Genomic DNA, 21,640 nt, shown 5'->3' with positions numbered 1-21,640 from the left:
TCCGACGCGATGCGGTGCACATTCACCCTAAAGTAGCGCCGACCGCGGCCGACACGGTAGATTCACAAGATCGATCCGCGGGAATCCGGGTACCGCTCGCCGATGTCAGCTGTCTTTTCCATCACCTCTGCCGACAAAGCCCGCCTGGCCGCCAGCGACCAGCCGCCGCGTGTGCGTGAGCTGCTGGGTGCGTTGATCGGCCTGTGCCGGCAGACGCTGGCCGCGCCCCTGATCCTGACCGTTGAAGCGCTGGAGCAGACGTTGCTGCACGACGCCGACCGCGCGCGCAACCCCATGCAGCAGGCCGAACTGATGGCCCAGCGCGGCCAGCTGCACGCCTTCGCCGGCCAGTTCGCCGACCGCATGCTCGACGCCGTGGCCGAAGCGCTGGCCGGATTGCGCGAGCCGTCCACCACGGCCCCGGCCAGCAACACGCCACCGCCCCTGCCGGGCATGCTCGGGCTGTCGCTGGTCGATGAGCACGAGGTGGATCGCGACCTGCTGCTGACCGAGATGATCCGGCGCGAGACACTGCGATCGACCAACACGCTGAACCTGTTGGGCCAACGCCTGGGGGTTCTGGCGGCCGCACCGGCCTTCGAGACCGACACCCTGCCCCTGGCGCCGCAGGCGCTGTGCGCGATGGTACGCAGGCTGGCCGAACAGGACGCGCTCAGCGTTGAGGTGCAGCTGGCGCTGTACCGCAGCTTCGAACGCCAGGTGCTGGAGCGGCTGGGCGATGTACTGGACCGCGCCAACGCATTGCTGGCCCAGCACGGTGTGCTGCCGGGCCTGGTCTACACCCCCTACCTGGCGCGCTCGTCGAGCACCCGCCGGATCATCACCCAGTCGGTGGGTGGCGGTCGCGCCACGCAGCCGGCCAAGCGTGCCGCCGCGCCGTTGACTGGCTGGAACGGCTCCGCGCCTGCCGGTTCCTGGTCGAACCTGGTGCAGGATGCGTTCAATGACGCCGGCCCCTCCGGCCTGCCCACGCCCGGGTTGACCACCTCCACCGGCAGCGCCCTGCATGAGCTGCTGCAGCAGGCCCGCCACGCCACGGCGACGCCAGCGGAAACGACGGCGGTCCCCAGCGCAGCGGTCGACGCGGTGCTGGCGCGCCTGCAGGCCCAGTCCAGCGCGGCCACCGGCGTGGCCGACCTGCAGGCCGCAGTGGTCGCCCAGCTGCGCAGCGAGCACGGCGTGCAGGCCCAGCTGGGCAGCCACGACCGCGACAACCTCGACCTGCTGCGCCTGTTGATGCAGCAGGTGCAGCAGCAACAACGCCCCGATCCGGTGCCGGCGGCGCTGCTTGCGCGCCTGCAGGTACCGCTGGCGCGCGCAGCGATGGCCGACCCTGGCTTCTTCGTACGTGATGAACACCCCGCGCGCGAACTGCTCAACCAGATCGCCGAAGTCGGCGCCAACTGGCTGGGCGACGACGATGTCGATCCGCAGCTGTTGCAGCGCATGGCGCAGAGCGTGCAGGGCCTGCTCGGCCAGGATGCACGCTCGCCGGAGGCGTTCGCCGCCGCCAACGAAGACGTGCAGCAGCACCAGCGTGCAGCAGCCCATCGCGCCGAACTGGCCGAGCGCCGCCACGTCGAAGCCGCGCGCGGCAAGGAACGGCTGGAACTGGCGCGCCGCCAGGCCAGCGCGCAGATCGACCACTGCTGCGAAGCGCAGGAACCGCCGCGCTTCGTGCAGACCCTGCTGCGCCAGGCCTGGGCCGATGCGCTGACCCTGACCCGCCTGCGCCACGGCGACGATTCGCCGCAGTGGCAGGAACGCCTGCAGCAGACCGAGCGCATCGCAACAGTGACCGCACAGGCCGTTGATGCACCCGGCGGCACCGATGCTGCGCTGGCCACCGACGTGGAAGCGGCACTCGTGCAGGTCGGCTACCACGCCGAGGAAGCGGCCGCCGTCGCGCGCCGCCTGGCCACGCCGGGTGGCGAGGACGAGATCACCTCACGCACCGAGCTCAGCGCACGGCTGAAGGCACGCGCACGGTTGGGCGAGCATGCCGCCAGCGGCAGCGACACTGCGCCGCAGGCAGCGCGCAGCAGCGCCGAAGAGGCCGCCTACCAGCAGCTGTCCACGCTGCCGTTCGGCAGCTGGTTCGACATCGAAAACGGCGATGGCACCCTGCGCCGCCAACGCCTGTCCTGGTACAGCCTGCTGACCGGCCATGCCCTGTTCGTCAATGCGCGCGGGCAGAAGATCACCGACACCGACCTCGATACGCTGGCCCGGCAGATCAGCGCCGGCCACGCCCACCTGGTCACCGAGGACAAGGGCCGGCTGGTCGATCGCGCCTGGCAGGCCAGCCTCAGCGCGCTGCGTGCGTTGGCCGGTGGCCGCTCCAAGGAGACCTCCGCATGAACACCTCGCCGCCGCAGGACACCCGTCGCGCGCCGCGCCGCCAGGTGTCGGACCTGGTGCCGGTCACCGACCAGATGCGCGAATGCGTGGTGGGCCGCCTCGGCAATGTTTCCGAGACCGGCATGTTGATGCTGGCCAGCGCGCCGCTGCGCGAAGACGCGCTCTACCAGTTCCGCTTCCCGTTGCCGATGGGCGACGGCCGCCACGAGGCCATCGACGTGGGCGTGCACCTGCTGTGGAGCGAGCCGGCGCATGCGCCGGGCCAGAGCTGGACCGGCTTCCGTTTCCTCACGCTGTCGCGTGAACATCGGCAGCTGTTGCGCCAGTGGGTGGGCGAAGACAGCGACGAGGGACCGCTTTCGACGGCCTGAGTGCCGGTTCCAGCACAGCGGTTTTTCGCGGTATGCGGCAGAATCTAGGGCCGTTTTCCGTGTCGAGCCACCGCAATGATCCAGCAAGACCCCGGCGCCCTGTATCCCGACCACCTGGCCGTGCTGTGCCGACGCGCCGAACAGGCGCTGGCCCGCGGTGGCTTCGATCACCTGGTGGTGCCCAGCGGCACCCTGCATTACCAGGTCTTCGACGACCGTGACTACCCGTACGCGGTGAACCCGCAGTTCAAGGCATGGCTGCCACTGACCCGCGTGCCCAACAGCTGGATCGTGTTCACCCCGGGCAAGCGCCCGGCGGTGATCTTCCACCAGCCGTTCGACTACTGGCATGTGGTGCCGGACGCACCGAGCGGCTGGTGGGTGGAGCACTTCGACATCCACATCATCCGCAAGCCCGAAGAGGCGCTGGCCCTGCTGCCGGCCGATCCGTCGCGCTGCGCGATCCTGGGCGAGCCGCAGAGCGCGCTCGGTGCGTTCGTGCCGAACAATCCGGCACCGGTGGTGAACTACCTGGAATGGCATCGCGCGTACAAGACGCCCTATGAAATCGCATTGATGCGCCAGGCACAGCTGCTGGGCGTGCGCGGCCACCGCGCGGCCGAGGCTGCGTTCCGCAATGGCGCCGATGAATTCAGCATCCACATGGCGTACTGCCAGGCCGTGGGCCAGGATGCCAACGAACTGCCGTACGGCAACATCGTGGCGCTGAACGAACACGCCGCCGTGCTGCATTACACCGAACTGGGCCGCAAGGCACCGCAGCCGCTGCGCAGCTTCCTGATCGATGCCGGCGCCAGCGCGCACGGCTACGCCAGCGACATCACCCGCACCTACGCCGCCAGCGGCCACGACGAATTCGCCGCGATGATCGCCGCTGTCGATGCCGCCCAGCAGCAGATGTGCGCAGCGGTGCGCCCAGGCTTCGACTACAAGCAGCTGCACGTGGACGCGCATCTTTCGTTGATGAGCGTGCTGAAGGACTTCGGGGTGATCAAGGTCTCGCCACAGACCGCGCTGGAGACCGGCGTGAGCGCCGCGTTCTTCCCGCACGGCATCGGTCACCTGATCGGTCTGCAGGTGCATGACGTGGCGGGGTTCGCCGCCAGCGACGAAGGCGGCCGTGTCGAGCGCCCGGCCGGTCATCCCTACCTGCGCCTGACCCGCGTGCTGGAGCCGGGCATGGTGGTGACCATCGAACCGGGCCTGTACTTCATCGACATGCTGTTGAACGAAGTGAAGGACGCCGGCCATGGCGATGCGATCAACTGGGACCGCGTGGATTTCTTCCGTCCATATGGCGGCATCCGCATCGAAGACGAAGTGCTGTGCACCGACGGCGAGGCAGACAACCTGACCCGGCCGGAGTTTGCAGCGGCGAACGGCTGAGCCCCTCGTGGTTGGTCGCGGAATGCGGCTCATGGGTTTGGCGGGGCGGGTGGGCCATGCAGGGGACGCTGCAAGTACGTCCCTGTAAGCTCGATGGCGCCATCCATGGCGCCAACGCCCCTGCATGGAAAAGAAAGAAGAAGAGCAAAAGCGGGTCGCTCGCTGCGCTCGCTCTGTGTCGACCAAGGTCGACACCGACCAACAGCCGCGTGAACCTGTCGAAGGCGGGGCACTGTGGGTTTGCGGGGTGTGAGCCGCATGGATGCGGCGACCAAGCCCCCATGGATGGGTTCACGGCGCCCCCGCAAACCCACAGTGCCCCGCCATCCCACGGAATACCGCTCTTGCTTTGGCCTTTGCCGTTGCATTGAGCAGGTGCAGGGCTGCAAGCCCTGCAGAATCCCCCTACCCCGCCATCACCGCTTCGATCTCGTCGGCGCTGCGCGCCAGCCCCTCGGTCAGCACCCGATGGCCATCGTCGGTGATCAGCACATCGTCTTCGGTACGGATGCCGATGCCCCGCCAGCGCGGATCCACCGTCGTATCGTCAACACCGACGTACAGCCCCGGCTCGATCGTGAACGCCATGCCCGGCTCCAGCAGGCGCGAATCGCCCGCCAGGCGGTAGTCGCCCACGTCGTGCACGTCCATCCCGATCCAGTGTCCGGTCTTGTGCCGGTAGAAGCGCTGGTACAGGCCTTCGGACAGGTTCTTTTCCAGCGTGCCCTTCAGCAGGCCCAGGCGCAGCAGGCCCTCGGTCAGAGTCTGCACCGCGGCCAGATGCCCGGCCTCGTACGGCACACCCGGCTTGGCCTGCGCCAGCGCTGCGGCCTGCGCGTCGCCCACCAGATCGTGCAGCGCGCGCTGCTCGGCACTGAAACGGCCATTCACCGGGAACGTGCGGGTGATGTCGCTGGCATAGCCACGGTACTCGGCGCCGGCATCGATCAACACCAGCTCGCCATCGCGCGAACGCGCGGTGTTGTCGCGGTAATGCAGGATGCAAGCGTTGCGGCCGGTACCAACGATGCTGCAGTACGCCGGCACTGCATCGTTGGCGCGGAACACGCGTTCCAGCTCGGCCTGCAGTTCGTACTCGTGGATGCCCGCCGTCGCTGCCTTCATCGCCGCCAGGTGTGCGCGCACGCTGATCTGTGCGGCGTGTTGCATCAGCGCCACCTCCGCACCGGACTTGAACAGGCGCTGCTCGTGCAGCAGGTGGCCCAATTCCAGGAATTCATGCGGCGGCTGTGCGCCGTGGCGCACCTGCGAGCGCACGCGGTTGACCCAGCCGATCAGCTTCAGGTCGAAATCCGCATCGCGGCCGAAGTGGTAGTAGACGCGCGAACGCCCTTCCAGCAGGCCTGGCAGGATGTCGTCCAGATCATCGATCGGGTACGCGTCGTCCATGCCGAACTGCGATACCGCGCCTTCCTGGCCGGCACGACTGCCATCCCAGGCCTCGCGCTCGGCATCGCGCTCGCGGCAGAACAGGATCGCTTCACCGTGGCGGCGGCCGGGAATCAGCACCAGCACCGCTTCCGGTTCCGGGAAACCACTCAGGTACTGGAAGTCCGAATCCTGCCGGAACGGGTAATGGGTATCGAGGCTACGCACCTTTTCGGCCGCTGCCGGCAGCACCAGGATCGCGTCCTCGCCGGCCATGTCCATCAGCTGGCGGCGACGACGCTTGTATTCACCGGCCGCGATACCCGTGCGCTGCTTGATGTCCATCAATTCAGGCGCTGCCGATGGCGCGCGGCCAGCACCACGTCGCCGTGCAGCAGCAGCACTGCCACGCGGATGAACTCTTCGATTTCCGACAGCGCTTCATCGTCATCGTCGCCACCGGCCTCGAAATCCTCGCTGGAGGCGCGGGCCAGGCTGGCCATGTCGGTCAATGCTTCTTCGCCCTCTTCGGACAGGGTCGGGCGGTTGCCGCCACTGCCCAGGCCGAAGCCACCGAGGAACGAACGGGTCCAGCTGAACATGGCATCGGCCTGGGCCGACACGTCATCGTTGTCGGTCAGCAGCAGCTCGAAGGCGAAGTCACGGTCTTCCAGCTGCTTGATGGTGGCCTGCAGCAACTGCCCCAGCACGCTGTCAGCGGCCACCGGCGGCAGGTTGTCGTCGGCCAGCACGCGCGCCGGCCAGTCATTGCCGGGGGCGCCGCCGGCGGCCAGCCAGCCACACAGCGCGCCGTGTAGCTCGGCAGCGGTGGCGCCCAGGCCCAGTTCCTGGCTGGCGCGGGAAACGTCGTCGACGGAGGGAAGTTCGGTCATCGTGCGGCTCGTTCGGAATTCGGAATTTAAGGAAGCACCCGGAACGCACACGCGCGCGCCCGTGAGACCGGGTAGTGTAGCAACCCCGCGGCATCCTCCCCGTGGCCGTCCGGCCTTGCTGCGACAGCGCTTGACCACCCTCACCCGGCTTGCCTATCGTGCCCCCATGGAACCCGCCGACCCCCTTGCCCAGCTGCAGGACTTCGCCGCCCGCGTGGAAGCGTTGCTTGAACGCAACCAGCGCCTGGCCGAGGAGAACCGCAGCCTGCGCCACCAGCAGGAACAGCTGGTGGCCGAGCGCTCCACGCTGCTGGCCAAGAACGAACAGGCGCGCTCGCGGGTGGAAGCAATGATCAGCCGGCTCAAATCCCTGGAACAGCACACATGAGCGCCGAACCGGTCAGTGTCCGCATCCTCGATCGTGAATACACCGTGGGCGTCGGCGGCGATGAACGTGACAGCCTGATGGCGGCCGCGCGCCTGCTCGATGCGCGCATGCGCGAGATCCGCGGCAGCAACCGCATGGCGGCGGTCGACCGCGTCGCGGTGCTGGCCGCGCTGAATCTGGCCCATGAACTACAGCAGCTGCGCGATGAGAACGCCCGGCAGGCGGTCGCCCTGCAGCAGACCCTGGCCGACCTCAACCGCCGCCTGGACCGCGCGATCGACGGCACCCCGTAAAAGGGGACGGAGGGAATTAAGGCACTTTCGCCCCCTTCGTACTGAAAACGCCTTAATTCCCTCCGTCCCCTTTTCTGAATTGGCACGGACTGTTGCCGACGAACGGCCTATCCAGATCCTGCGCGCTGGCTATAATGGCCACGCGTTCTCTGCGGTACTCGACGGCATGTGCAAACATTCGCCTTGTCCCTTAAGAACGACACCGGGAGCGCGACAGCGCCGGGAGTGCAGGTCCGCCTTGTAGCGGGAAGCCCGATGGTTCTCCAGCGTTCCCACTTGAGCCCCCGGGTTCAAGGTCGTTTCGCATGCATCGACATTGCGGAGAATGCAATATTCCAGCAAGGGCGGCGTCTTCGGGCGTCGCCCTTGTTCTTTGCGGCACAATGACGGCTGTCCCTTGCCGCTCGCTGCCATGACCGACCCGCGCCAGGCCCTGCGCCACGACCTGCGGCAACGCCGCCGCGACCTTTCCGCCACTGAGCGCATCGCCGCCGCCGAATCGCTGGCCGATGCCCTGCTTGCCCTGCCGTTCGCCCCGCACCACGGCGCCGTGGCCGGCTATTGGGCACTGGATGGCGAGATCGCCCTGCATCGCTGGCAACTGCAGCTGCCCGAAGGCCTGACCTACTGCCTGCCGGTGCTGGCCGGTGAGGTGCTGCGCTTCGCGCCCTGGCGCCCGGGGCAGCCACTGACCAGCAACCGCTACGGCATCCCCGAACCGGATGTGGCGTTGGCAGACACCCTGGAACCTGCACAGATGGCGCTGGTGGTGACTCCGCTGGTGGGCTTCGACGCGCAGTGCCGGCGGCTGGGCATGGGGGGCGGCTGGTATGATCGCAGCTTCGCCTTCCGCCATGACCGGCCGGCGCCGCCCTGGCTGGTCGGTGCTGCCTTCGCGGTGCAGCAGGTCGAGTCCTTGCCGGTGGCGTCGTGGGACGTGCCGGTGGATGCGATCTGCACCGAAGACGGCCCCCTGTTCCCCTCCGCTGCCCCCGTGAACGCATGACCGCCCGCAAGCGCTACTGGCTGATGAAGTCCGAACCGGACGCCTTCTCCATCGATGATCTGGCCAAGGTCAAGGTCGAACCCTGGAACGGGGTGCGCAACTACCAGGCGCGCAATTTCATGCGCGACGGCATGCAGGTGGGCGACGGCATCCTGTTCTACCACTCCAATACCAAGGTGCCGGGCATCGTTGGCCTGGCCACGGTGGCCAGCACGGCCTACCCGGACGACACCCAGTTCGACCCGACATCCGACTATCACGACCCCAAGAGCACGCGCGAGAACCCGCGCTGGATGCTGGTGGACGTGGCCTTCGACCGCAAGCTCACGCAGGTGATCGCGCTGGACGAGATCAAGCTGCACGCCGATGAACTCGGCGAGGGCTTCCCGCTGGTTGCCAAGGGCAACCGCCTGTCGGTGTTCCCGGTGACCGCCGCGCAGTGGAAGCTGCTGCTGTCGCTGGAAAAGAAATCCTGATTCCCTGCCTGAGAGTTCTCCCATGTCCGAAGCCAAGCGCCTGGCCGCCGAGAAAGCCATCGAGTACGTTGAAGACGGCATGATCGTCGGTGTCGGCACCGGTTCCACCGTGGCCTATTTCATCGATGCCCTGGCCCGCATCCAGCACCGCATCAAGGGCGCCGTGTCCAGCTCCGAGCAGAGCACCGCGCGCCTGAAGCAGCACGGCATCGAGGTGATCGAGCTGAACCACAGTGGCAACCTGTCGCTGTACGTCGATGGCGCCGATGAGTGCGACCCGAACAAGTGCCTGATCAAGGGCGGCGGCGCCGCGCTGACCCGCGAGAAGATCATCGCCGAGGCCAGCGAGCGCTTCATCTGCATCGTCGACCCGAGCAAGCAGGTGCCGGTGCTGGGCGGATTCCCGCTGCCGGTGGAAGTGATCCCGATGGCGCGCAGCCTGATCGCCCGCCAGATCCGCGACATGACCGGCGGCCAGCCGACCTGGCGCGAAGGCGTGGTCACCGACAACGGCAACCAGATCCTGGACATCCACAACCTGCAGATTACCGATCCGGAAAAGCTGGAGCGCGAGCTCAACCAGCTGCCGGGCGTGGTCTGCGTGGGCCTGTTCGCGCGCCGTCGCGCCGATGTGGTGATCGTCGGCGGCGAGCCGCCGGTCGTGCTCTGACCCTTTCCAAGGATCCTGACGATGTCGCTGCTGCGTTCGCTGCTGATGCTTCCACTGCTGGCGCTGGCTGGCTGTGCCACCGACCCGGCCCGCCACTGGGTCGAGCTGGAAGGAGCCCGCTACCAGGTCGAGTTGGCCACCAACGATGAAACCCGCGCACGCGGGCTGATGTTCCGCGACCAGATGGGGGCCGACCACGGCATGTTGTTCATCCACGACCGCGAGGAAATGCAGGCGTACTGGATGAAGAACACCAAGATCGCGCTGGACATCCTGTACTTCGACAGCGAGCGCAGGCTGGTCAGCCAGCAGCGCGACGTGCCGCCGTGCTCGGCCGGCGACATGTGCCCGCCCTACCCCAGCGGCGGCCCGGCGCGCTACGTGCTGGAGCTCAACGCCGGCCAGGCCGAGAAGCTCAAGCTGAAGGACGGCACCGCGCTGACCTTCGGCCCGGGCATCGAGTAGATCCACGCCATGCGTGGATGGGCAGGACAGGTGTCGACCTCGGCCGGCAACCCTGTCGGGGTCGGATCCCTTTCGCATGCGAAAGGGCTCTGACCCCTGAATTTTTCACGCGACACTGCTTGAATCCGCTCGCGAATGACCCCAGTCTGTGGCCATGCAGGACCGGATCACACTCCCCGACTGGGATGCACTGGCCGACCTCGAAGACGAGGCGCTGCCGTTGTTGCCGACCGCGCTGCTGATCGCGCGCGATGAATACCCCGATCTTCAGCCGTCCACCTACGACGCGCTGATCCAGAGCCATGTCGACCATCTCCGCTCGGAGGTGGAAAGCATCGACAACAGCCCGTTGAAGATGGCGGCGATCAACCGCCACCTGTTCGACGAACTGGGCTACAGCGGCGACCACGACGAGTACTACGACCCGCGCAACAGCTACCTCAACCAGGTCTTCGAGCGCCGCCTCGGCAACCCGATCTCGCTGGCGCTGGTGCAGATGGAAGTGTCGCGCCGGCTGGGCATTCCGCTCGATGGCGTGTCCTTCCCCGGCCACTTCCTGGTGCGACTGCCGGTGGACGACGGCGTGCTGGTGATGGACCCGTTCAATGGCGGCCGGCCGCTGGACGTGGATGAACTGCGTGAACGCGCCAAGTCACACCTGGGCGGGCAGATGCCTGATGACCAGGTGCTGGCGCAGATCCTCGACCCGGCCCCCGCGCGCGCGATCCTGATGCGCATGCTGCGCAACCTGCATGGGGTGTACGCCGAGGCCGGCGAATGGGACCGCGCCGCGCGCAGTGCCGACCGCCTGCTGAAGCTGGCCCCGGAGCAGGACGATGCCCTGCGCGACCGCGGGCTGGCTTATCTGCAGCTGGAGTACCTGGCCGGTGCCCGCCACGACCTGGGGCAGTACCTGAAACGCAACCCCGAGGCCAGCGATGCGCAGTGGCTGCGCGAGAAGCTGATCGACCTCGGCGGGCCGATGCCGCGGTTGCATTGAGGGTTCCCGGTGTGCGGACCAACGGTCCGCCCCCACCCTCATCAATCCGCCTTGCGGCTGCATTGAGTAGCGTCGGGCCGCCTTTGCAGTGGCCGGTTCATATCGGTAGCGCCGGGCCATGCCCGGCGGCCCGACAACTCAATCGACCTCGACCATCTCGAAATCGGCCTTGGTCACCCCGCAGTCTGGGCAGGTCCAGGTCTCTGGAATATCTTCCCAGCGCGTGCCCGGCGCGATGCCCTCCTCCGGCAAGCCTTCCGCTTCGCTGTACAGGAAGCCGCAGACCACGCACATCCAGGTACGCAAGGTGGTAGGGGTGGCATCGCTCATCGGATAATCGGGGCTGGATTCACGGGCCGCCATTGTCCCATCGCGGCCCACGCACCGGTAGCCATCGATGACTTCTGCTTCCCCGGCGCCCCGCGGCGTCTACCTGATCACCCCGGACGAGCCCGATACCGCGCGCCTGCTGGCCCGCACCGCGCCGCTGCTGGCCGCCGGTGCCACCTGGCTGCAGTACCGCAACAAGACCGCCAGCGATGCCCTGCGGCATGAGCAGGCTGCCGCCCTGCAGGCACTGTGCGTTGAACACGGCGTACCGCTGATCATCAACGACGACCCGGCGCTGGCCCAGGCGGTGGGCGCCGCCGGTGTGCACCTGGGCGGCACCGACGGCGACATCCCCAGCGCACGCGCGCTGCTCGGGCCCGACGCCATCATCGGCGCCTCCTGCTACGACCAGCTCGCCAACGCCGAACAGGCCGTGGCCGCCGGCGCCAGCTACGTGGCCTTCGGCGCCTTCTTCCCGACCACCACCAAGGTCACCACCAGCCGCGCCCATGCCGACCTGCTGCGGCAAAGCGCCGCACTGGGCGTGCCGCGGGTGGCGATCGGCGGGCTGACGCCGGACAATGTCGGTCCCATCATCGACGCCGGCGCCGACCTGGTGGCCGTGGTCAGCGGCGTCTACGCCGCACCGGACCCGGTCGCGACCCAGCGCGCCTACCTCGCCCAGTTCGCGTAACGCCCAGGAAAGCCCCATGAACCACGACCAGTCCCACGCCCTGTTCTCCCGCGCCCAGCAGCTGCTGCCGGGCGGCGTCAATTCGCCGGTGCGCGCGTTCAAGTCGGTCGGCGGCGAGCCGTTCTTCGTTGAACGTGCCGATGGCGCCTACCTGTACGACGTCGACGGCAACCGCTACATCGACTACGTCGGCTCCTGGGGCCCGATGATCGTCGGCCACAACCACACGGCCGTGCGCCAGGCGGTGAAGAAGGCGATCGACAACGGCCTGTCGTTCGGCGCGCCGTGTGCGGCCGAAGTGACCATGGCCGAGACCATCACCCGCCTGGTGCCGTCGTGCGAAATGGTGCGCATGGTCAACTCCGGCACCGAAGCCACGCTGTCGGCGATCCGCCTGGCACGTGGTGCCACCGGCCGCAACCGCATCGTCAAGTTCGAAGGCTGTTACCACGGTCACGGCGATTCGTTCCTGGTCAAGGCCGGCAGCGGCATGCTGACCCTGGGCGTGCCGACCTCGCCGGGCGTGCCGGCTGGCCTGAGCGAACTGACCCTGACCCTGCCCTACAACGACTTCGAGGCCGCCACCGCGTTGTTCGAGGCGCAGGGCGATGACATCGCCGGCCTGATCATCGAACCGGTGGTCGGCAACGCCAACTGCATTCCGCCGCGCGAGGGCTACCTGCAGCACCTGCGCACGCTGTGCACGAAGCACGGCACGCTGTTGATCTTCGACGAAGTGATGACCGGTTTCCGCGTTGCCCTTGGCGGTGCACAGGCCCACTACGGCATCACCCCGGACCTGACCACCTTCGGCAAGATCATCGGCGGCGGCATGCCGGTGGGTGCCTACGGTGGCCGCCGCGAGCTGATGCAGCAGATCGCCCCGGCCGGCCCGATCTACCAGGCCGGCACCCTGAGCGGCAATCCGGTGGCGATGGCCGCCGGCCTTGCGATGCTGGAGCTGATCCAGCAACCGGGTTTCCATGCCGACCTCACCGAACGCACCGCGCGCTTGTGTGCCGGCCTGGAAGCGGCCGCTGCCGACGCCGGCGTGGCCGTGACCACCACCCAGGCAGGCGCGATGTTCGGCCTGTTCTTCACCGATGAAAAGGTGGAAACCTACGCGCAAGCCACCGCCTGTGACATCCCGGCGTTCAACCGCTTCTTCCACACGATGCTCGAACAGGGCGTGTTCCTGGCCCCGTCGGCATACGAGGCCGGCTTCCTGTCCAGCGCCCACGACGATGCAGTGATCGAAGCGACACTGGCCGCCGCGCGCGTGGCATTCAGGGCCGCCAAGGGCTGAGTCCTGCAATGGCAGGTGCCAACCTTGGTTGGCACGGCCATTCACCGCATCCACGCATGGCGTGGCTCTACCACCAGAGGTAGAGCCACGCCATGCGTGGCTGCACTCAACCGAAGACGAACTTGCCCTTCATCATCGCGAAGTGACCGGGGAACGAGCAGAAGAAGGTGTAATCGCCGCCCTTCTGCAGGCCTTGCGTGGAGAAGCGCACGCGCGTGGTCTCGCCGCCACCGATCACCTTGGTATGGGCCAGTACGCGCTTGTCGGCCTTCGGCAGATAGCTGTCGGCCAGGGTCATGCGCATGCCCGCCATCGCCACCGGCTGGTAGTCAGCACTGCGGGTCAGCACCCAGTTGTGCCCCATCGCGGTAACGGCCAGCTTGCCGGTGTGGCGCAGGGTCAGGTCCACGGCGCTGCAATCGGCGGCGATCTTGATTTCGCGGCTGCTGAAGCTCATCCGGTCGGTGCTGTCGATGCTCACCGCACACACCCGCGCCATCGCCGAGGGGGCCAGCATCAGCGCACCCAGTCCCATTGCCACCACCCAAGCCTTCATCGTTGCATCTCCTGCGGATTCAAGCGCCATTCTAGGCAGGCGCCCGCGCCCCCGGCTGCGACCGTCTGTCGCATGGCCGCTCCAGGGTTCCCACGCATTCACCACGATGGCATGCTCGGCCGATGCGGATCGGCCTGTTGCTGCTGGATGTGGACGGCGTGCTGGTGCAGTACCAGCGCGCGCAGCGCGTGCTGCATCTGGCACAGGCGCTGCAGGTCGCACCGCAGGATGTGCGGGCCGCGCTGTACGACAACGGGCTGGAGACCGCGTATGACAGCGGCACGCTGGACGGCCCGAGCTACCTGGCGCGATTGAGTGAGCGCCTGCGCAGCACTGTCGATGCACCTGCTTGGATCGCCGCACGGCAGGCCGCCAGCCATCCGCAACCAGCGGTGCTGCAGCGGCTGCAGGCCCTGCAACTGCCGATGGCGGTGCTGACCAACAACGGTGCACTGATGAAGCAGGCGTTGCCCACGCTGCTGCCGGAGCTGTTCCCCGCTCTGCAGGACCGCGTGTTCTGCAGCGCGGATTTCGGCCTGCGCAAACCGGCGCCGGAGGTATTCCTGCGCACCCTGGAGGCACTCGGTGTCGCGCCTGCGCACACGCTGTTCGTCGATGACCTGTTCGCCAATGTGCGCGGTGCACGCGCTGCCGGCCTGCACGCGGAGACCGTGCGCGATGGCCGTGGATTGGGCAAGGTGTTGAAGCGCTACGCGGTGAGCTGATCGGGGTCAGAGCCCTCTCCGCAGGAGAGGGATCGGACCCCAGCACCATAGCTTCAGCGCGCGGCGATGAACGCAGCAATCGCTGCGCGCAGGCGCTTGAGGCCTTCGGCCACTTCTTCGTCGGTGATGTTCAGCGACGGCACGAAGCGCAGCACGTCCGGGCCGGCCTGCAGGGTCAGCAGACCCTGCTCGGCGGCGTGGTCAAGGATCGCACCGGCCTGGCCGGCGAAGTCCTTGCTCAGCACCGCGCCCAGCATCAGGCCGCGGCCGCGCACGTCGCTGAACACGCCGAACTCGTCGTTGATGCGGGCGAAGCCATCGCGCAATGCCTTCGACTGGCGGCTGACGTTGGCGGCGATCTCGGCCGAGGCCAGCTTGCGCAGCGCCACACGGGCAACCGCAGCGGCCAGCGGGTTGCCGCCGAAGGTGGTGCCGTGCGCGCCGAACTGCATGGTCTCGGCCACCTTCGGACCGGCCAGCATTGCGCCGATCGGGAAACCACCGCCGAGTGCCTTGGCCAGGGTGACCATGTCCGGCACCACGTCGTCCTGCCAGTGCGCGAACAGCGTACCGGTACGGCCCATGCCGGCCTGGATCTCGTCCAGCACCAGCAGCGCGTTGTGCTGGTCGCACAGTTCGCGCACGCGCTTGAGGAAGCCGGACTTGGCCGGCATCACGCCGCCCTCGCCCTGGATCGGCTCCAGCATCACCGCCGCCACGTCGCCAGCGGCCATCGCGGTTTCCAGCTGCACTTCATCGTTGAAATCGATGTAGCGGAAGCCACCGGGCAGCGGCTCGTAGCCTTCCTGGTACTTCGGCTGGGCAGTGGCGGTCACCGCGCCCATGGTGCGCCCGTGGAAGCTGCCACGGAAGGTGATGATCACCCGCTTGTCGGCCGGGCGGCCCTGGCTGGAGGCCCACTTGCGGACCATCTTGATCGCCACTTCGTTGGCTTCGGCGCCGGAATTGCACAGGAACACGCGCTCGGCGAAGCGGCTGGCCTTCACCAGTTCCTCGGCCAGGTGCAGCGGCGGCGCGCTGTAGAACACGTTGCTGGTGTGCCAGAGCTTGCCGGCCTGCTCGACCAGTGCGGCCACCAGGTCCGGATCGTTGTGGCCCAGGCCACACACGGCAATGCCGGCGGCCAGGTCGATGAACTCACGGCCCTGGCTGTCCCACACGCGGGCGCCCTGGCCTCGCTCCAGTACCACCTGGCGGGGCTTGTAGACCGGCAGGTAATAGTGCGAAAGGGAGATCAGCGGATCGGTAGCGGCGGTCATGGCAGTCGGCAGGATTCAGGAATCCCCATTCTCGCGCCGGAACCCCTGCGGCACAATGCGCCCATGCGACCGTTTTCCGCCCCTCAGCTGAACCCCGCCACCGAGACCGGCTGGCGCCGTCGGTGGTTCGACATCATCTACCGCCATGACTCGCGGCCCTCACGCAATTTCGACCTGATCCTGGTGGTGGCGATCGTCGCCAGCATCCTGGTGGTGATGATCGACAGCGTGCAGCACCTGCATGCCGAATGGTCCACCAGCCTGTACATCCTGGAATGGGCCTTCACCATCATCTTCACCGCCGAGTACCTGCTGCGGCTGGCGGTGGTCAAGCGCCCGCTGCGTTACGCGGTGAGCATCTGGGGCATCATCGACCTGCTGTCGATCCTGCCCGCCTATCTGTCGCTGCTCATCCCCGGCGCGCAGAGCCTGCTGGTCGTGCGCGCGCTGCGCATCCTGCGCGTGTTCCGCATCCTCAAGCTGACCCGCTACATTGAAGAAAGCGGCGTGCTGATGACCTCGCTGTGGCGCAGCCGGCGCAAGGTGCTGGTGTTCCTGTTCACGGTCATCACCATCACCATCATCGCCGGCGCGCTGATGTACGTGATCGAGGGCCCCGAACACGGCTTCACCAACATCCCGGCCAGCATGTACTGGGCGGTGGTGACCATGGCCACGGTCGGCTTCGGCGACATCGTGCCGCAGACCGTGCTCGGCCGCTTCGTCACCTCGGTGCTGATCCTGATCGGCTACAGCATCATCGCCGTGCCCACCGGCATCTACACCGCTGAACTGGCCAGCACCATGCGCGAGGCCGAGCTGGCCGCCCGCCGCGATGCACGCGGATGCCCGCACTGCGGGCTGGAAGGCCACGAACCGGACGCGCGCCACTGCCGCAGGTGCGGCAGTGAATTGCCGGATGCATTCAGCCATTGATGGCGCGCGCCGGGCATGACCCGGCGCGACCGTCGGTAGATCCACGCCATGCGTGGATGCTCCGGCTCAATCCAGGAACAGATCCGGCAGCAACGGCCGCGACGGGTCCACCGCATAGCCGGACAGATCGGTGATGCCGGCCTGCGCCAGCACTTCATCATCGATCAGGAACTTGCCGTGGAAGCCTGCCGCTTCGCGCACCAGCACCGCATGCGCGGCATCGGCCATGATCTGCGGGGTGCGGCAACCGGCCACATCCACGCCCGGAATCATGTTGATCGCATCAGTGGCGATCACCGTGCGCGGCCACAGCGCGTTCACCGCCACGCCCTGCGGCCCGAACTCGGCAGCCAGGCCGAGGGTGACGAAGCTCATGCCCATCTTGGCCAGCGTGTAGCCGGTGTGCGGCGCCCACCACTTCGGTTCCAGGCTCGGCGGCGGCGCCAACGTGAGGATGTGCGGATTCGGCGCCTGCAGCAGGTACGGCAGGCACGCCTGCGCGCACAGGAAGCTGCCGCGCGAATTGACCTGCTGCATCAGGTCGAAGCGCTTCATCGGCGTATCCAGCGTGCCGCGCAGCCAGATCGCACTGGCGTTGTTGATCAGGATGTCGATGCCACCAAAGGTATCGACCGTGGCTGCCACCGCCGCCTGCACCTGCTCCTCCTCGCGGATGTCGCACTTCAGCGCCAGGCCCTGGCCACCGGCGGCGGTAACCGCTTCGGCCGCGCTGTGGATGGTGCCCGGCAGCTTCGGGTTCGGCACCGACGACTTGGCGGCGATCGCCACGTTGGCCCCGTCGCGCGCAGCGCGCAGTGCGATGGCCAGGCCGATGCCGCGCGAGGCACCGGTGATGAAAAGGGTTTTGCCCTGCAGACTGCCCACGTTCCACACTCCAGCGTATGCAATGAGCCGCTAGTATGCCGCGCCGACGCGGAGTTCACCCGGCCTTGACGATACTCGGGCCTCCAGTCAACGCACGAGGTCCACGCCATGCGCCGTTCCTGCCTGCTGCTGCCTGCCCTGGGGCTTGCCCTGTTGACCGCCTGCCAGGGCCGTTCGCCGGAACCCGGCAAGGAGCCGCCGGCCGGTGACACGCCCAGCGCGGAGAAGGCCGCCGCCGACGGTACGCTGCGCTGGAGCGAAGCGGTGGTCTGGGATGGCGACCTCAATGCCTGCCGCCAGGGCGACAACGCTGCCACCCGTGACTGCCTGCGCGATGCGATGCGCGCCGGTGGCGCCAGTGCCGATGCGATCAGCGCCGCCCAGCAGCTGTCCACCGGCGGCGAACTGGCCTATGTAACCGCCTGGCACGAGAACGATGGCCTGGGCGTGGCCACGGTCGAATACCCGTTCCGCGCCAACACCAACGAAGGCACCCGCCTGGTCGACGCCAGCGGCAAGCGCATCGATGTGGATGCCGTGCAGCTGGACGACACCCTGCGTGCCGACCCCACCGTGCAGGAACTGCTGAAGGCCAACCCGCAGGCCACACCGTTCGCGCCTGCGCAGTCGGCGGGGGCCACGCCACTGGAGAATGGCGGTATCCGCGTGCTGTACCGCACGCCGCTGCGCGACTGCCACGCCTGCCCGGATGTGGGCCAGCTGCAGATCGCCTACGACTTCGACGCCAAGCGCAACTTCATCGGCCAGCAGGTGGTGCCGGCGACACCGTAACGTCAAAGACCTCTGTAGAGCCGAGCCATGCTCGGCTCTAGATTTCTATTCCTGGTACAGCACTTCAACGCCATCACCACGGGCAAGACGTCTCACCTGATCCAACGTATCCACCGCCATGACGGAGTACGTGACCTCCATACCGGAGTGCAGGCGTCCCTCGGCAGTGTCCTCGTCAGTCTCTACTGATATCAGCTTGCGGATTCCGGCGAATCGATAGAGGGACGGTCTACCGTCTTCACCCATCAGGCGGCCGCTCTTATCCTCATACTCAGAAGCAAGCGCTTTCGCATTGTCGAGAGCGTGCTCTTCGCTATCCGCACTGAGGAGATAGACGTTCTCATGCACCAGGAACGAGTCCTGCCCTGGGCTCTCGTAATAGAAAATGGCGTGTGCGCAGTACCACATACATCACCTCAACAGTTCTCTGGTCGCTTGCCATCACGACTGACCATCAGCAGAGGCCAACGCGCTCACGCGTTTCTCGATTCGCCAACTTGCATCACCCTGCATTCTGGACGACCTCATAGGTTGGACGCTCCTCAATCAACCTCATCGACCTTTGATATGCGCGATATGAAAGGCGCCCTCAGTTCGCCCACGCAGGCACCGTTCACTGCCCCCGCGTGATACATCCCCTGGACCATGACAAAGTACAGGCCTGGCTCGATGCCACGCACGGAGTCCTCGTACTCCGCGCCACTCAGATCGACCGCGACACATCCTATGAAGTCGATTCTGCGTAGCGCATCGGCGGAGGGGCCAAGGGCATCACTGCTCCCACCCTCATGGAGCAGGTAGCCGAATGCAGCAACGTGCCTGCCGTCATAGTCGTCCGAATTCGCAAGAAGCGCCTGCAGCGGCGCCTGGCAGTACTGCACACCATTGCGCGCCCCGCTCATTCCTTGGCAGATGTCTCGATGCTTGTCCCTGGCAAAGGCGGGAACCAGACCCGCCCCACCCGCTGCCAGCAGCAGAGCAATACCGAGTGCTCTATTCAGACCGTTGCACATCGGCCACTTTCCCTTGTGATGGGCAGACCCGTTTGACACCCATCAGCCACCGACGTGTTGATGACCACAGGACACTTCAGAGCTGAGCCGACTCTCGATCACCGATCTGACATAGGCAGCCCTCGCTTTGCCAGACCCGGAGTACTCGGCCAGGAGCTCCATCGCCTCAGACCTCATCTCAGCACCGCCAGTGGCCACGAACACAGAAAATGCGGGCTCCAGGTAGCCAGGCGTCTCCCACATGAACCGTTTGCGTTCATCAAGCGGGAAATCGATGGCGTAATCCGCCCACTCGATATAGCGCTTCCAGAAAGCCGGGGCCCCACGCTGCTGATCCTGGTGATCCACCATCCGCATAAGCAGGGATAGCTGATCGGCGCACGCATCCACAACGACCCCAGGCAGGTCCAATCCGGCGACGCGCCCGGGATCAACGGACTGCCAACAGAACACCATGAAGTCGGCGACGAATTCAGCGTCGCTTCGTTCAAGCATCAAGCGCTGGTACATCGCAAGCGCTTCCGCGACGTCCACTGGCTCTTCGAGGCAGGCATTCTGCACATTGCCCCTGTCATCACCAGAATCCTTCATCGCCATCTCAGGCATAGCAGACCAAGCTCTCAATCTGCGGAGATATCAGCTCGGCACCATCCCAACGGATGATCTCCAGCTCCAGCAGGCGGTCACTCACGTCCGCATGAAGAATCGGCGTGAGTTCTGCACCATCTGCGTCCTGCATCTGTAGCTCAACGGGATACGCGTGCTGCCCTTGATACGGCGGGCGCTCATATCCAGAAATGACAAATCCCACCCGAGCTCCACCAAGACCCGTTTCCATCGCCATTGCGGAAGCCAGGTCGGCTTGAAGCTGCGAAGCAGAGACCGCAGGCAGGCGGGGCGCCACAGCCTCGATCAGCGCCCTTTCGAAGCTGGAAACGGCGCGCGTCGGATTGCGCATCCCATCGTTGATCGCATGATCGCTTCCGCGCTGCATTACTGTGCCTCCTTTCCTGCTTTCATCAAGTCGATCTGATGCTGGAATGCTGCTCGCAGAATCCACATTTCTGCAGAGCTTGGCAATGCCCCGTTGAGCAGGCGGCGGATCGCAAACCGCATCCACGCATGGCGTGGATCTACCGATAGCTGCGCACCTGTTTCTCCAGCAGACGCGGCACGATCAGCCGATGCACGGGTGCAACCGGCAGCATGTATAGACGCCCGAACGCGTTGTGCGTATGCACCACCGTCGCCACTTCCAGCACGTCGCCCTGCCACTGCAGGGCCAGCTGCACACGCAGATGGCGGTCGTTGTCTTCCAGCACGATGACATCGTCGTCCAGCGACTGCAGGGTGAAGATGCCCAGTCGCTGGCCGGAAACCGGATCGACGGTGCCCTGCACCGCACGCAACGAGCCCAGATGCTTCATACCCAGAAGCTGCATGCCGCGATTGCGCAGCGCCATCAGCCCGTCGAACCAGCCGGGAATGGTCGCGGCCATGTCGCGATAGGCCTGCAAGGCCGGGCGCCCGTCACGACGGGTCGTCGCCTGGCAGGCATGCACGAAGTCGGCGCCGTCCAGCTGTGGGCGCAGGATGCTGCCCGCACTCAATGGCCCGGCCACCACACGCGATGAACTCACGGCTTGGGCCCCTGCCCCTCGTTGTCTTCCCAATGCAGGATGCGGCGGGTGACGAAGCGGTAGACCGGCTTGCCGGTGGCGAACCACAGTTCGCGTACCCAGGAGGTGCGCTTGAGCACGCGCTTCTCCACCGGGGTGAGCGACTCGCGGCAGTACATGCGCTTGTGCTTGAGCAGGTGGCGCAGGTCCTCGCGGGCCAGCAGGCGCATCCAGCGCGAGCGCGGGTTGCCGATCACCGCCAGCTGGAAGTCGATCAGCGCCGGGCGGCCATCGTCGGTGACCAGCCAGTTGGCTTCCTTGGCCAGATCGTTGTGGGCCACGCCGTTGCGATGCAGCTGCTGCAGCAGGCGACGCGCGGCGCGGAACCAGGCTAGGTCGCCGCGTGGGGGACGCTGGTACATGGCATCGCCGGCCATGAAGCTGCGGTCGAGATGACGTCCATCCCACGCCAGCAGCTGCGGCACATCGGCCATGCCGTGGATATGGCTCAGCGCGCGCGCTTCGCGGCGGGCCAGCCACCAGGCCGGCAGCCGCAACCACAGCGGCGTTGCGCCCAGATCACGGCGCACGAAGGGGCCGTCGGGCCCGTTCACGAGGAGGATGCGACCGAAGCTGTCGGCCTTCAAGGCATGCGGTGGGGTGTCTGGCGAATGCGGCATGGGCCCATTCTAGGCGATGGCGCTGGTTGCAAACGGTCACGAAGGGGCTGGGAACCAGTCACCTTCGCGCCCCTATAATCGGGC

27 protein-coding genes and 1 other RNA gene are annotated in these 21,640 nt (G+C 66.7%); 16 read left to right on the top strand and 12 right to left on the bottom strand.

Annotated elements, in window-relative coordinates; genetic code table 11:
- The first annotated feature begins 102 nt into the window (after positions 1 to 102).
- The 3 genes from ABH900_RS06885 (at position 103) to pepQ (ending at position 4,160) form a co-directional block, all read left to right on the top strand.
- Positions 103 to 2,382 (top strand): DUF1631 family protein, encoded by a 2,280-nt coding sequence (locus ABH900_RS06885; RefSeq protein WP_429622149.1) that lies wholly within the window; start codon positions 103 to 105, stop codon positions 2,380 to 2,382.
- Entirely contained in the window at positions 2,379 to 2,753 is a 375-nt protein-coding gene (locus ABH900_RS06880) for a PilZ domain-containing protein (RefSeq protein WP_429622148.1), read from the top strand. The genes ABH900_RS06885 and ABH900_RS06880 overlap by 4 nt, the downstream gene beginning before the upstream one ends.
- Before the next feature lie 75 nt (positions 2,754 to 2,828).
- The gene (pepQ, locus tag ABH900_RS06875; protein ID WP_429622147.1) at positions 2,829 to 4,160 is read left to right on the top strand and encodes a Xaa-Pro dipeptidase; all 1,332 of its coding nucleotides are present in this window, start codon (positions 2,829 to 2,831) and stop codon (positions 4,158 to 4,160) included.
- A gap of 405 nt (positions 4,161 to 4,565) precedes the next feature.
- Here pepQ and ABH900_RS06870 read toward each other — a convergent pair whose 3' ends face one another.
- Positions 4,566 to 5,888, bottom strand: coding sequence for an aminopeptidase P N-terminal domain-containing protein (locus ABH900_RS06870; protein WP_429622344.1), 1,323 nt, complete (start codon positions 5,886 to 5,888; stop codon positions 4,566 to 4,568).
- 5 nt (positions 5,889 to 5,893) lie between these two features.
- Complete coding sequence (locus ABH900_RS06865) at positions 5,894 to 6,442, bottom strand: YecA family protein (RefSeq protein ID WP_429622146.1); 549 nt, start codon at positions 6,440 to 6,442, stop codon at positions 5,894 to 5,896.
- A gap of 166 nt (positions 6,443 to 6,608) precedes the next feature.
- Between ABH900_RS06865 and ABH900_RS06860 the strand changes: the two genes are divergently transcribed.
- The 8 genes from ABH900_RS06860 to ABH900_RS06825 all read left to right on the top strand — a co-directional run bounded on the left by ABH900_RS06860 (position 6,609) and on the right by ABH900_RS06825 (position 10,740).
- Complete coding sequence (locus ABH900_RS06860; protein WP_005410898.1) at positions 6,609 to 6,830, top strand: TIGR02449 family protein; 222 nt, start codon at positions 6,609 to 6,611, stop codon at positions 6,828 to 6,830.
- On the top strand, positions 6,827 to 7,123 hold the full coding sequence (locus ABH900_RS06855) for a cell division protein ZapA (RefSeq protein WP_135274969.1): 297 nt from the start codon (positions 6,827 to 6,829) through the stop codon (positions 7,121 to 7,123). Before ABH900_RS06860 ends, ABH900_RS06855 begins: the two co-directional genes overlap by 4 nt.
- 143 nt (positions 7,124 to 7,266) lie before the next feature.
- Positions 7,267 to 7,452: non-coding RNA, 6S RNA (gene ssrS, locus ABH900_RS06850), on the top strand.
- An 83-nt stretch (positions 7,453 to 7,535) separates the two neighbouring features.
- On the top strand, positions 7,536 to 8,129 hold the full coding sequence (locus tag ABH900_RS06845; RefSeq protein WP_429622145.1) for a 5-formyltetrahydrofolate cyclo-ligase: 594 nt from the start codon (positions 7,536 to 7,538) through the stop codon (positions 8,127 to 8,129).
- Positions 8,126 to 8,605 carry an EVE domain-containing protein gene (locus tag ABH900_RS06840; protein ID WP_429622144.1) on the top strand — a complete coding sequence of 160 codons (480 nt, stop codon included), beginning with the start codon at positions 8,126 to 8,128 and terminating at the stop codon, positions 8,603 to 8,605. Before ABH900_RS06845 ends, ABH900_RS06840 begins: the two co-directional genes overlap by 4 nt.
- Positions 8,606 to 8,627: 22 nt before the next feature.
- Positions 8,628 to 9,275 carry a ribose-5-phosphate isomerase RpiA gene (rpiA, locus tag ABH900_RS06835; RefSeq protein ID WP_429622143.1) on the top strand — a complete coding sequence of 216 codons (648 nt, stop codon included), beginning with the start codon at positions 8,628 to 8,630 and terminating at the stop codon, positions 9,273 to 9,275.
- Positions 9,276 to 9,296: 21 nt separating this feature from the next.
- Entirely contained in the window at positions 9,297 to 9,740 is a 444-nt protein-coding gene (locus ABH900_RS06830) for a DUF192 domain-containing protein (protein ID WP_429622142.1), read from the top strand.
- Between the two features lie 154 nt (positions 9,741 to 9,894).
- Positions 9,895 to 10,740 (top strand): SirB1 family protein, encoded by an 846-nt coding sequence (locus tag ABH900_RS06825; RefSeq protein ID WP_429622141.1) that lies wholly within the window; start codon positions 9,895 to 9,897, stop codon positions 10,738 to 10,740.
- Positions 10,741 to 10,878: 138 nt separating this feature from the next.
- On the opposite strand, the gene ABH900_RS06820 is transcribed toward ABH900_RS06825, so the two are convergent.
- Positions 10,879 to 11,103 carry a rubredoxin gene (locus ABH900_RS06820; RefSeq protein ID WP_014038358.1) on the bottom strand — a complete coding sequence of 75 codons (225 nt, stop codon included), beginning with the start codon at positions 11,101 to 11,103 and terminating at the stop codon, positions 10,879 to 10,881.
- A gap of 34 nt (positions 11,104 to 11,137) precedes the next feature.
- Between ABH900_RS06820 and thiE the strand changes: the two genes are divergently transcribed.
- Positions 11,138 to 11,764 carry a thiamine phosphate synthase gene (gene thiE / locus ABH900_RS06815; protein ID WP_429622140.1) on the top strand — a complete coding sequence of 209 codons (627 nt, stop codon included), beginning with the start codon at positions 11,138 to 11,140 and terminating at the stop codon, positions 11,762 to 11,764.
- A 16-nt stretch (positions 11,765 to 11,780) separates the two neighbouring features.
- Positions 11,781 to 13,070 (top strand): glutamate-1-semialdehyde 2,1-aminomutase, encoded by a 1,290-nt coding sequence (gene hemL / locus ABH900_RS06810; RefSeq protein ID WP_429622139.1) that lies wholly within the window; start codon positions 11,781 to 11,783, stop codon positions 13,068 to 13,070.
- A gap of 106 nt (positions 13,071 to 13,176) precedes the next feature.
- On the opposite strand, the gene azu is transcribed toward hemL, so the two are convergent.
- Positions 13,177 to 13,626 (bottom strand): azurin, encoded by a 450-nt coding sequence (azu, locus tag ABH900_RS06805; RefSeq protein WP_429622138.1) that lies wholly within the window; start codon positions 13,624 to 13,626, stop codon positions 13,177 to 13,179.
- A 122-nt stretch (positions 13,627 to 13,748) separates the two neighbouring features.
- Between azu and ABH900_RS06800 the strand changes: the two genes are divergently transcribed.
- Complete coding sequence (locus tag ABH900_RS06800; RefSeq protein WP_429622137.1) at positions 13,749 to 14,351, top strand: HAD-IA family hydrolase; 603 nt, start codon at positions 13,749 to 13,751, stop codon at positions 14,349 to 14,351.
- Positions 14,352 to 14,404: 53 nt separating this feature from the next.
- Here the strand turns inward: ABH900_RS06800 and ABH900_RS06795 are convergent, their stop codons facing one another.
- The gene (locus tag ABH900_RS06795) at positions 14,405 to 15,631 is read right to left on the bottom strand and encodes an acetylornithine transaminase (RefSeq protein WP_006467246.1); all 1,227 of its coding nucleotides are present in this window, start codon (positions 15,629 to 15,631) and stop codon (positions 14,405 to 14,407) included.
- Positions 15,632 to 15,694: 63 nt separating this feature from the next.
- On the opposite strand from ABH900_RS06795, the gene ABH900_RS06790 reads away from it, so the two are divergent.
- Positions 15,695 to 16,567, top strand: coding sequence for an ion transporter (locus ABH900_RS06790; protein WP_429622136.1), 873 nt, complete (start codon positions 15,695 to 15,697; stop codon positions 16,565 to 16,567).
- 66 nt (positions 16,568 to 16,633) lie between these two features.
- Here ABH900_RS06790 and ABH900_RS06785 read toward each other — a convergent pair whose 3' ends face one another.
- Positions 16,634 to 17,452 (bottom strand): SDR family oxidoreductase, encoded by an 819-nt coding sequence (locus ABH900_RS06785; protein ID WP_429622135.1) that lies wholly within the window; start codon positions 17,450 to 17,452, stop codon positions 16,634 to 16,636.
- A 108-nt stretch (positions 17,453 to 17,560) separates the two neighbouring features.
- Here ABH900_RS06785 and ABH900_RS06780 point away from each other — a divergent pair, with 108 nt between their 5' ends.
- A complete protein-coding gene (locus ABH900_RS06780; protein WP_429622134.1) occupies positions 17,561 to 18,244 on the top strand; it encodes a hypothetical protein in 684 nt (227 codons plus the stop codon).
- A 45-nt stretch (positions 18,245 to 18,289) separates the two neighbouring features.
- Here the strand turns inward: ABH900_RS06780 and ABH900_RS06775 are convergent, their stop codons facing one another.
- From ABH900_RS06775 to ABH900_RS06750, 6 genes are all read right to left on the bottom strand, one after another.
- Positions 18,290 to 18,652: a DUF4288 domain-containing protein gene (locus ABH900_RS06775; protein ID WP_429622133.1), complete on the bottom strand. Its 363-nt coding sequence runs from the start codon at positions 18,650 to 18,652 to the stop codon at positions 18,290 to 18,292.
- A gap of 134 nt (positions 18,653 to 18,786) precedes the next feature.
- A complete protein-coding gene (locus tag ABH900_RS06770) occupies positions 18,787 to 19,257 on the bottom strand; it encodes a hypothetical protein (protein WP_429622132.1) in 471 nt (156 codons plus the stop codon).
- Positions 19,258 to 19,299: 42 nt separating this feature from the next.
- Positions 19,300 to 19,848, bottom strand: coding sequence for a hypothetical protein (locus ABH900_RS06765; protein WP_429622131.1), 549 nt, complete (start codon positions 19,846 to 19,848; stop codon positions 19,300 to 19,302).
- 7 nt (positions 19,849 to 19,855) lie between these two features.
- A complete protein-coding gene (locus tag ABH900_RS06760; RefSeq protein WP_429622130.1) occupies positions 19,856 to 20,251 on the bottom strand; it encodes a DUF6984 family protein in 396 nt (131 codons plus the stop codon).
- A gap of 139 nt (positions 20,252 to 20,390) precedes the next feature.
- Positions 20,391 to 20,897, bottom strand: coding sequence for a DUF2867 domain-containing protein (locus tag ABH900_RS06755; RefSeq protein WP_429622129.1), 507 nt, complete (start codon positions 20,895 to 20,897; stop codon positions 20,391 to 20,393).
- Positions 20,894 to 21,556, bottom strand: a complete 663-nt coding sequence (locus tag ABH900_RS06750) for a serine/threonine-protein kinase (RefSeq protein WP_429622128.1) — start codon at positions 21,554 to 21,556, stop codon at positions 20,894 to 20,896. The genes ABH900_RS06755 and ABH900_RS06750 overlap by 4 nt, the downstream gene beginning before the upstream one ends.
- Between the last annotated feature and the right edge of the window lie 84 nt (positions 21,557 to 21,640).

This window comes from Stenotrophomonas sp. AN71 (assembly GCF_050435725.1).
In the GTDB taxonomy this organism is placed as follows: domain Bacteria; phylum Pseudomonadota; class Gammaproteobacteria; order Xanthomonadales; family Xanthomonadaceae; genus Stenotrophomonas.
This window is presented reverse-complemented; position numbering and strand designations above follow the sequence as displayed.